Source organism: uncultured Ruthenibacterium sp. (assembly GCF_963558415.1).
Lineage (GTDB): Bacteria > Bacillota > Clostridia > Oscillospirales > Ruminococcaceae > Ruthenibacterium.
Genome location: NZ_CAUWGY010000022.1, coordinates 26462 through 36074, shown reverse-complemented (window position 1 = coordinate 36074; position 9613 = coordinate 26462). Strand labels below are relative to the sequence as shown.

The window sequence follows — 9613 nt, the reverse complement described above, 5'->3', positions numbered from 1 at the left end:
CACATAAGATACGCCGTCCTTACAGTCCTGGATGTCATTCAGCATCCGTTGGAAATCCTGCCGCCCTTGGATATTCTTTCCGGAAAATCCCTCGTCAGAATACTCTCCGGCAATAACCATATCCTCGTATGCCGCATATTTCCGCAGCTTATCTCGCTGGGCATCCAAGCTGTACCCATCAACCTGTATGGCGGTGGACACTCTTGTATATAGATAACATTTAATTTGCTTCTTTTTCAGAATCGCCACCTCCCTCATCCATTTCCTTTACCATCAATCCTTCGTTGCGGACATAATACTCCAAAAGCCAAAGGACATAGTCCGGTGCATGGCGATTATCCAGTTCCCACTCCGTCATGGTGCGATATGGGATATGGACACATTTGCAGAAGTCCTTCCGGTTCATGCCTGTGCTTTCCCGCAACTTTATAATTCTGTTTTTACTATCCATTTGATTTTCTCCATAAAACAAAAATACACGTTGCGTACTTATTATAGCATAGCTACTCTAAGTACGCAACGTGTAAATTGCAAATTTTTACGCAGCTTGTTTATTCAAAGGCTGCGCTTGTTTATCATCGTCGGAACACTCCGTTTCTTTCAGAGCATCCGCTTCTTTATTTTCCAAGACCTGATGACCATACTTTTGAATCAACCGGGTCATTACATCCACACAGCGGTCAAATGCCGCATTATATTTTGTTTCCTCATAATATTTAGTCAATAGGCAAATCCTCCATAAATTAAAGTTCCATATCCCGTCCGTGCTTGTGGGCAGGGATTGTGTGTTCACGAGTTTCCTTTCCTCTGGCGAGGATGGCAGAAAGAAAAGCCCTGACCCGTTCTGCTGCGATTTCCAACGCATCCAGATAGGGCTGGGCTTTTTCTTTCAGTGCTTGATATTTTTCGTCCAGTTCATCATGCCGCTGTTTCCAGATGGAAGCGGATTTTACAGCGGAAGCCAATTTTTCTTTCAGGCGATCATTCTCAGCATTGAAGATAATTCCGTTTGTTGCGTACCGTTTCAGGGTATCGCACTGGTCTGCTGTGAGGGTGACATTTCCGGTAAAGGAATTTTTCTTACCCATCGCTTCAATATCCTGCACGGTCATTGCTACCGTCTTTGCTGTCTTGGTTTCCTTTTGCAGAGCTTTCAGTTTCTTTTCTTGTTTCTCCACAGCGAATTGGGTATCCGCCAATGTCTGCTCCGATTGTGCCACCTGTGCTGTCACAGCTTCCAAACGCTGGGTTTCCGCTTGCACCTTAAACTGGGTAACGGTCAGATGTTCCTCGGTGCTGCCACGCTCTCCACGCTCCACATCGGTGTATCCGGCAGCTTGCATGAAATTGAAAAAGTCATCCTGCAACACACTGTAGGATGACTTCAAAATCTTTTTACCTTTTGTGTTCAGCATGGGATTGCCGTCCCCGTCAAGAACGGGTTTGGATTTCCATTTCTTACTGCGGCTGACCTGCATGATCGTTTCCTTGACTGTTCCCCGGAGGGCTTCATCCTTGCACCGCTTCGACCAGAGAATCTGTTTTTCCACCACCGGGATATAGACCACATGGAGGTGGTAGTGGTACACATCCTCGCCAAGAGCTTCGGACATTGCCTGATTGCGCTCATCGGCGTGCATGACGGCGGAGAGAATATACTGCTCTCCGCCCACAACCTCCACGGCAGCTTTATAAGCATCGGCATAAAACTGTTTGGCAAATTCATAGCCGCCGTGATTGTAAAAGTAAGCGGAGTTCACATCGAAAACCAGCTCACCGTATTTCACGGCATCCGCTTTCAGACCTCTGGTAGAGATCACCTTGTCCTGTTCCATCTGGGTAAACATTTCTTCGTAACCGGCAGTCGGCTCTTTGAAATGAATGTTCAGAGAAGAACGCTCCGGCACGATGTCCTGATTGCTGTAACTGTCTTTTTCCCGTTCATTGTGTTCCTGCACCTTTGCCAGATCATCGGCAGTTTCAATGTCCTGATGGCGGGCAACGGTGCGGTCAATTCCATCATTTCTTGCCATGGGTCATGCTCCTTTCCGAGAGGATTTGCGAGGGACGAGGGGCTTTCGAGAGGCACTTTTTCAAAGTGTAATAACCCACTATTACACTTTCATCCATACTGGCTGCAAAGTGCCGTGGGCTCTCCGAGGGCTCCTCCGGAGAGGGGGTGCGGTCACTGCGGTGACCTCTGCTGTCCAGTCCGAAAAATGTCCCCGGCCTTTTTCTCTTGTCCAGCCTGTCTGCCAGCGGAATTGCACCACAATCCCTTGCAGACAGCGGCAGCGAACAATCCGCAGTTTTGCCGATTGTATTCACTGCCAGTCCATAGGAAGCACTGCGGCACTTCCTATGGGGACGGGAGCTGCGAGGGGATAAGATACGCCGCATCATCGCTCCCTCCGTTTCTGCCACACGATGTCATAGCCCAGCACATCGGCAAGCTCGATGACCTCTTTGTAGCGGATGCTCTCTCTTTGGAGCTTTGCAGAAAGGTTGGATACGCTGTCCGACCAGTCGTGTTCCTCCGCCAGTCTGTCCACAACCTCCTGCATGGTGAATCCGGCACGGACGATCTGTGCCTTGATTTCGTTTCGTACATTACTCATATTGAAAAACCTCCATAATTTTGTTCATGAAAAAGCGAAGCAACTGCGCCCATTGGCGTGTCCGCTTCGCTGTACCGTGTAATATCTGATTTTCATAAAATGCGATAGAAATACCGCCTGTGATGTCCTGCCCATAAGCGACCCTATCCCATTTCACTGTTTTGTTTGCTTTGGTCTGAAACAGTGAAAACAGCCATATTTTCACAAAGACTGTTCACTGTCCAGAGAAGCACTGTTTCGCAAAATAATTTCGTCCTGCGGTAAAAAATTTTGCTGTTTCCATTACCTTTGATTTTCCATCCCTCAAAACAAGGGTGCTGCGAATGCTTCCACGGCAGTAAAACGACAGTAAGCAAAAAATACGTGTACCAAGTGTACGGTTGACACTCGGCTCCATCCGGTACGGATGGTACACGTATTTCTGAGTTACTGCTGTTTTCACAGAAACGGTCTTTGCAGAAGCTCGATACCCACAAACCCTCTGGCAAAGCGCCCGCCGCCGATGTTGACCTTGTTGGTGTATTCAAGGTTATATCGGCTCTCATTCTGTTTCAGGAAGGAACAGAAGCTCTTTTGAGAAAGGCTGTTCAAAGCGTTATCATCACACCACTGCTTATAAACAGCGTACAGATTTTTGGAGCTTGCTTCATAATCCGCACGGAAGCGGATATATCCCTCGGAAGCCAGAAAGTCAATGATGTTGTTTCCGTCCGAAACGGCATCGTTCAGATTGTCCAAAGCCGACTGGCTCAGAGTAAAATGAAAATCATTTGCAATCAATCGGTGCAGTCCCTCCAATGCCCAGAGGAAAATGCCCTCCGCTTCGGCAGCCATCTTTTCTGCAATATAGGGATCGTCTTTTCTGTTTGGGTCTTTCTCCTTGGTTGTCAGAATGATCTGCCTACGGAAGAAACCAACACTCCGGTCATGGAGGGCTTGCAGAACACCGTTTCCAAGTCCGATGAACCGCACATACAAATCTCCCTGATAGCTTTGCTGTCGCTTTCTCTCCAAATCCATAGGCAGCTCTGCGGTGATAATTGCCTTGATGTTGTTGGTCTGGGGAAGTGCTTCCAGCTTCATATCATCATCCAGCATCAAAAGCTCATGTTCCAGATCAGCACGGGCGAAGTTGCTGGTCTCCACCTTTGCCACGCTTCCGGTTTTCATGTTGGTTCCCAACAGCGCACGAAGAACAACGCCGATCCGGCTCTTGCCTTCGCCGCCCTTTCCAGTGAGCATGAGCATCTTCTGCCCTTTGGTTGAGGGAATGAAGCAATAGCCGATAAATTCCTGCAAGGTCAAAATGTCCTCCGGCTCCAAAAGCTGGGACAAAAAATGCAGCCATATCACAGGCTGCGGAGCGTCTGGCGCATAGGCAACTGGTAAGCGATTGCGACAGTAATCTTTTTCCGTACTGAATGTGCCATCCAAATGATAGGTGCCGTTTGCCACATGGATGCGGTCTTGATACAGGAGAAGATCATCGGCACAGCATTCCATTCGCATTACATCCAGCAGATTTGTGACCCTTTTTGCAATGTTGCTGGTCACATAGGGCTTGATACGATCATAGATTTCTTTTTTCAGCCTGTTTTCATCGTTCACAATGCCATTGACTGTAAAAAAAGTTCCGTTTACCGTAATCATGGGATAGTCCCTGAGAAATTCTTCACAGAAAATGACTTCGTTGATTGATTTCCCGTCAAACCATACCGCAATATCAGCGGACGGGTTCTGTGCTGCTTCTTTGCTCATGGTGCAGTTCCTCCTTTTTCTTTCGTGCTACATAGTCCTGAAGGAAAGCAACCTTGCCCTCCTTCATCAGCCCGTCCACCAGTGCAACCCGTTCTTCCAAAGTGCCTACGGTCAGAATGTCCGCCAGATATTCGATGTGGTCGAGCATCTGACAGGCTTCCACAAACCGGTCATCCAGCTTGTCCTCCGGTGTTTTGGGTGCATACCGCACTTTCCAATCTTCCAGCAGATGCAGATAATCCGTCAGCACCCGGAAGCAGAGCATTTCATCCTCCCGGAACTGACGGATATGGGGGCGTTTTGTCTTGTGTGGAGCTGCCACGGCTTGTCCCGGCTCGGTGCTGATGCCGAAGTCCTCCGCCAGTCTTTGCGCCGCTTCGAAGTTGCTGAGATCAAACAGCTTTGCCACAAAGTCGATCACATCTCCTTTGGCTCCGCAGCCGAAGCAATAGAAATAGTCCTCGTTCAGCTTCAAGCTGGGATGCCTGTCATTGTGGAACGGACAGCAAGCCATACCGTTTCGGTTGACCCGCAGCCCGTAGTGTTCGGCAGCTTGTCTGACTGGGACAGCCGCCTTGATGGTTTCATAGATTGTCATTGAAAATCCTCCATTTCATAGTTTTGAAAAAGAAAAACACCCGCCGGGTGGCAGGTGCTTCGCTCCTTCTACTATGGTTATGCCAGATTTCGCAAAAAACAGGCTAATCGGAGGACAACCCTGTTTCAAAAAACAGGACAGCAGTAGATTTCTTCACATTTGGATGATATAATGATGAGAAAAGGAAAACAGGACAGGAGGACGAATATGAATCAGAAATTGATGACGCTGGATTTCTGGCAGGATACGGTCATCTACGAAGCGAAAACGCTGCCCACCGGCACACTTGCCTGTGATGCGCTGAATGTATCCGCCGATACACTTGCCCGGATGAACGAGCAGTGCGACAAAATCAATCTGCTTCTGGGGAAGCTGAACGACGCACAGGACGCTTCGGCATTGTTTCCTATGGTAAGAGAAGCTGCGCTGACGATGCTTGATATTCTCAGCGTTACCCCTCCGTTTTCCTATATGGACATTCCAAAGCACCGGGAACGGATTCAGACGGTCTTTACTGCGGAGAACGCACAAAAATATGTAGAGTTCGCAATAAAGGCAACAACCAATTCATTGCCTTTTGAGGAAGTCCCCATGTATGCGGATGCCATGATGCTTCAACGCTACACGGCAGTTTTCGGGCATCTGGCGTACTCCCTTGGTGAGTATCAAAAGGCTATGCTTGATTTTGCTGAAAAAACGGATGGAAATGAAGCAGATCGTACAGCAGAAGGATTTGCAAAGCTGTTTGGTACCTGTTTTCCACCGGAGTTCTCCGTTACGGAGGGCAATGCCTGGATGGCTGCATCCAATAACTCTGTCCAGTATGTTTCTGCGCTCCGTCCCGGCTATGATGTGCCGATGCTGGTCAAGCGGATGCACTTCCTTACTTTTGTGGGGATGTTCCGTACGGACTTGTTTGAGGGTCTGTGCGTGGGTCACGCACCAAAGAAATGTCGTATCTGCGGCAAATGGTTCCTGACCACCAATGCAAGGCATACCAAATACTGCGGCGGATATGCGCCGGGGGACAAGCTGCACCGCACCTGTCGGCAGATCGGCAATCTGAAAGGCAGAACCCAGAGAGAACTTGCGGATGATCATCCGCTGAAACAGATATATGAGAAGCGGCTGAACACCATAAACCGATATATCAAGCGTGGCACACTGGATGCGGAACTTGCCAAGGCGATGAAAAAGCTGGCAAAGGATAAGATGCTCCGGGCAATCAGTGATGTTGCCTATGCCCGTGGGGATTATGAAACGGAAATGGAACAGGACGCTTTGCAAAGTGAAGCTGAAAAGAAAATTTGAAGTTGTGGAGGTGAAATGAAGTGGAAATAACGCCAAATGGTTTACAAAAAGAATTGACGACTTTGCTATCAGAGCTGGTTTTTGATACAGGATTTAAAAAGAAAAAAATCGGATGGTTAACTCGAAAGGTTGGAGAATGTGAACAATTTTTTACTATCACTTTCACAAGGGATCGTGGTTTGCCGGGGAATCTCTATTCTGTAAATTTTACGCTTTCATTTACATATAAAGAGGTAGATAGACTTACAAGTTTATTTTTAGGAATGGAATATGACCCTAAGTGGTCTACGGGTGCATGGATGTTCTATACACAAATTCCAAACTACACAATGAGCACGTTTAAGTATTGTTCCGATGAACCTATGCAGACTTATGCTGAACGCATTGCAAATTACTTTAGAAAATATGCACTTCCGTATTATGAGAAAATTGATACGTTAGAAAAAGTTGCAAAAATCTTTGAACAAACTGCATCCGCAAAAGACAGCGATAAAGCGAGAAACTTTTTTGTTGTCCGCCGTTTGCGGGGGAGTGAAGATGATTGCTGTTATGCGGCGATACTTTGCGTGCAAGGAAAATGGAACAAATTGAGAGACTTTCTTCCTATAGCAAGAGAACTTAGCATAGAAGAAAAAGAGCGCATAGAAAAATATATTTCAGATAAATAATCAAGCGCACAACTTCCAGTTTGTCTAAGAGAAAATATGTCCTCACGGAAGCCGAAGGGGAGGTGCGCTTATGCTGAGAGAATATTCATGGGACATGACCGGGTACAAGCCAAAGTCCTTTCCCGATACGCCCGACAGTGGCATTACAAGATATATGGCAGAGCGCATCTTCCAACTGGAACCGGAGCTGCCAAAGGCAGAGAACATCAATGATTACATTCTGTCTGCTCTCCGGGAAAAGGATTTGAAATACTTTTCGTTTTTCCTGCACCATTACGAGCCACAGCTTAACAATCGCATCAAAAGCTTTCTTGGCGTAGACAGCGGCGATCAGTATGACCCAGAGCGTTTTTTGGATATAAAACTTTCCTGCCGGGAGGCTATGCTCCAGAAGCTGCCGGACTATGCCCCTGAAAAGGGTGCTGAATATGCTACCTACATTTATCCCTTCATACGGGATGCCATGCTCCGTTTTCGCATGGGCGAAGAACAATGGTCGGTATCCTCGCTGACCAGCTATAAGATGCTCCGCACCATGGCATGGCTTTACCACAACACAAAAGATGCCATTGCTGAATTTTCAAAAAAATATAACTGCGATCTTGCGCTGGCAGAGGAATATTTGAAAGTTGTCCGTGGTATCCGCAATCAGCAGCCATTCTTTGTGACCGAGCAGGACGAGGACGGCGAGGAAACAGGCGAGGATGTGACCCGTGACTATAGCTGGAACTATGCCGATATTCTATGGGATGGTATACAGGCTGAAAAGGTGCGGAAAGCATTTGAAAAGCTGAACTACCGGGAACAAACCTTGTTGGAAAAACGGCTTGCCATCTGCATGACCTGTGGGCGTGTCGGTTCATGGAAAAACCGCCCTACCTTTGAAGAATTGGCTGTCATGTTTGAGGGCAGCTCCGCCAGCGGTGCGGAACGAGCCTACCGGAAAGCAGCGGAACATCTGACACTGCTGTTGGTAGAAAACGGCGGTATCCATGCAGTCCGGCTGAAACAGAAGTCCAAAACCAAACGAAAAAAGAAAATTGCCACCGCAGTCTACGAATATCAGGCAGACTGCGATGGCGAATGGGGAGAAATTTTATTCGATTTTGAAAACGGCACAGGGTCGATTGTCCGGCTTGCCGACTGGGATACCATGATTTCCAATGTTTTTGCAAAACGGGTGATCCGGTATCTGCTGAATTGCGAAAATGATAGATTGCCAAAAGAAACCATGTTTGCGTTTGAGATGTATGAATAAAGGCGAGTAAAGTTTACCAGCCATAAGAAGAAAAAACTCGAAAATAAAAAAAGCCGCTGCCGCATGGTTGGTTCCATGTAGCAGCGGTTTTTCACCGGCAGCATTCAATCAATATTCAATAGGCAAATTATGCTGCTTCAAAAAAGACAGTTTATCCCAATATCCTCTCTGGAACAGAATTTTACCATTTACAACATGGAAGAAGCCGCATCCCCGCAGTCCCAGCGGGTCTTTCCACTCCAAAATTGCCCATTGTCCATCTTCAAAAATATTCTCTACAATGGCTGTCATATCGGCAGTGGCAAATTCTGCTGTAAACATTTCTCTGATTGCGTCTATCCCGATCACAGGCTCATTGGTCACCTGATGGTTGGTTGCATTATCATGGTACAGGCTCACGATTGCATCTACATCGTGGCCATTAAAGGCATCTACCCATTTGCATACTACTTCTTTTGGTCGTAACATCATGATTTCCTCCATATATCTTTGTCTACTGTTTTCATTATACAATCTTCATGTAAAAAAGCAATTCCCCCATGAAAACAGGAATTGCTTTTTTATGTAGACTTGAGACAGTTATACTGAAGATTTGAACATAGGCTTACAATTCACGCCGCTTCCACTGATTCAATGCAGCAACGATACAAGCACCCACAACAGCGAATGTCAAAACGATAAAGGAAAGTCGGAATCCGTGCAGTGCCACCTCATACACATCGTAGTAGCGCAGAGGGGTCAGGTAATCCAAAATTTGATTTTCTGTGTATTCGGCTGTAAAGGCCAGAGCATAGGCAGCCAGCATGGAAATCGTACCTGTCCTCACCGCAGCCTTATAGGACATAAACAGGCTGGCAAACAGCAGCCCCAGAGCGAAAAAGAGGAACTGGGTAAAGAACATTCCCATGGTTGTGGTGAGCACTGCTCCCGGCTGTTCCAGACCGCCCAAAGGAAGAACGATTGTAAAATAATTACATAAACCGCTGAACAGGGCAAACACCAGCAGATTTACCGCCGAAACGATCACCTTCGCCAGTACAATGGTTTTCCGTTCCACAGGCTTTGTGAACAGGTATTCCGAGGTTCCGAACTTCTTTTCCTTCGCCACACAGGACAACCCCAGAGACATGGCATAAGGGAACGCCAGCAATCCTTCCCAGAAATAGATGCACACATACCAGCCAAGGGATGTGGTTAAATCGCCTTTGACCCCAAACATAATCATGATCAATCTCGGAAATTGGCTGACCATCGTTGCCATTTCATTCAGACTGTCCTGTAGAGACAGAAGCTCAAAATAGCAGAAACCGCACAGAAGCAGCATGATCCCTAACCAGATCAACAAGAGCCTTCTGGTTTGGCGGAACTCATTTTTAATCAATGTTTTCATGTTTGCACCCCC

13 protein-coding genes are annotated in these 9613 nt (G+C 47.1%); 3 read left to right on the top strand and 10 right to left on the bottom strand.

Going from position 1 to position 9613, the window contains the following annotated elements:
- The 8 genes from AB5H98_RS05830 to AB5H98_RS05795 form a co-directional block, all read right to left on the bottom strand.
- The coding region (locus AB5H98_RS05830) for a recombinase family protein (protein ID WP_367924979.1) at positions 1-240 on the bottom strand (240 nt) is incomplete at its 3' end.
- Positions 221-451, bottom strand: a complete 231-nt coding sequence (locus AB5H98_RS05825; RefSeq protein ID WP_367924978.1) for an XRE family transcriptional regulator — start codon at positions 449-451, stop codon at positions 221-223. The genes AB5H98_RS05830 and AB5H98_RS05825, both read right to left, overlap by 20 nt.
- Before the next feature lie 87 nt (positions 452-538).
- A complete protein-coding gene (locus AB5H98_RS05820) occupies positions 539-724 on the bottom strand; it encodes a hypothetical protein (RefSeq protein WP_367924977.1) in 186 nt (61 codons plus the stop codon).
- Between the two features lie 19 nt (positions 725-743).
- Complete coding sequence (locus AB5H98_RS05815; protein ID WP_367924976.1) at positions 744-2033, bottom strand: plasmid recombination protein; 1290 nt, start codon at positions 2031-2033, stop codon at positions 744-746.
- The gene (locus tag AB5H98_RS05810; RefSeq protein ID WP_048037470.1) at positions 2020-2403 is read right to left on the bottom strand and encodes a hypothetical protein; all 384 of its coding nucleotides are present in this window, start codon (positions 2401-2403) and stop codon (positions 2020-2022) included. The genes AB5H98_RS05815 and AB5H98_RS05810 overlap by 14 nt, the downstream gene beginning before the upstream one ends.
- Complete coding sequence (locus AB5H98_RS05805; protein ID WP_008726786.1) at positions 2400-2618, bottom strand: hypothetical protein; 219 nt, start codon at positions 2616-2618, stop codon at positions 2400-2402. Before AB5H98_RS05805 ends, AB5H98_RS05810 begins: the two co-directional genes overlap by 4 nt.
- A 438-nt stretch (positions 2619-3056) precedes the next feature.
- Positions 3057-4376 carry a phage/plasmid primase, P4 family gene (locus AB5H98_RS05800; RefSeq protein ID WP_367924975.1) on the bottom strand — a complete coding sequence of 440 codons (1320 nt, stop codon included), beginning with the start codon at positions 4374-4376 and terminating at the stop codon, positions 3057-3059.
- Positions 4342-4974: a CHC2 zinc finger domain-containing protein gene (locus AB5H98_RS05795; RefSeq protein ID WP_367924974.1), complete on the bottom strand. Its 633-nt coding sequence runs from the start codon at positions 4972-4974 to the stop codon at positions 4342-4344. Before AB5H98_RS05795 ends, AB5H98_RS05800 begins: the two co-directional genes overlap by 35 nt.
- A gap of 207 nt (positions 4975-5181) precedes the next feature.
- Here AB5H98_RS05795 and AB5H98_RS05790 point away from each other — a divergent pair, with 207 nt between their 5' ends.
- The 3 genes from AB5H98_RS05790 to AB5H98_RS05780 all read left to right on the top strand — a co-directional run bounded on the left by AB5H98_RS05790 (position 5182) and on the right by AB5H98_RS05780 (position 8211).
- On the top strand, positions 5182-6285 hold the full coding sequence (locus tag AB5H98_RS05790; RefSeq protein ID WP_367924973.1) for a DUF6076 domain-containing protein: 1104 nt from the start codon (positions 5182-5184) through the stop codon (positions 6283-6285).
- 20 nt (positions 6286-6305) lie between these two features.
- A complete protein-coding gene (locus AB5H98_RS05785; RefSeq protein ID WP_026648249.1) occupies positions 6306-6953 on the top strand; it encodes a hypothetical protein in 648 nt (215 codons plus the stop codon).
- Positions 6954-7023: 70 nt separating this feature from the next.
- The gene (locus AB5H98_RS05780; protein ID WP_008726794.1) at positions 7024-8211 is read left to right on the top strand and encodes a hypothetical protein; all 1188 of its coding nucleotides are present in this window, start codon (positions 7024-7026) and stop codon (positions 8209-8211) included.
- A 108-nt stretch (positions 8212-8319) separates the two neighbouring features.
- Here AB5H98_RS05780 and AB5H98_RS05775 read toward each other — a convergent pair whose 3' ends face one another.
- Both AB5H98_RS05775 and AB5H98_RS05770 read right to left on the bottom strand, forming a co-directional pair.
- On the bottom strand, positions 8320-8679 hold the full coding sequence (locus tag AB5H98_RS05775) for a nuclear transport factor 2 family protein (protein ID WP_026648250.1): 360 nt from the start codon (positions 8677-8679) through the stop codon (positions 8320-8322).
- A gap of 136 nt (positions 8680-8815) precedes the next feature.
- Positions 8816-9601 (bottom strand): ABC transporter permease subunit, encoded by a 786-nt coding sequence (locus AB5H98_RS05770; RefSeq protein WP_008726796.1) that lies wholly within the window; start codon positions 9599-9601, stop codon positions 8816-8818.
- Positions 9602-9613 lie beyond the last annotated feature (12 nt).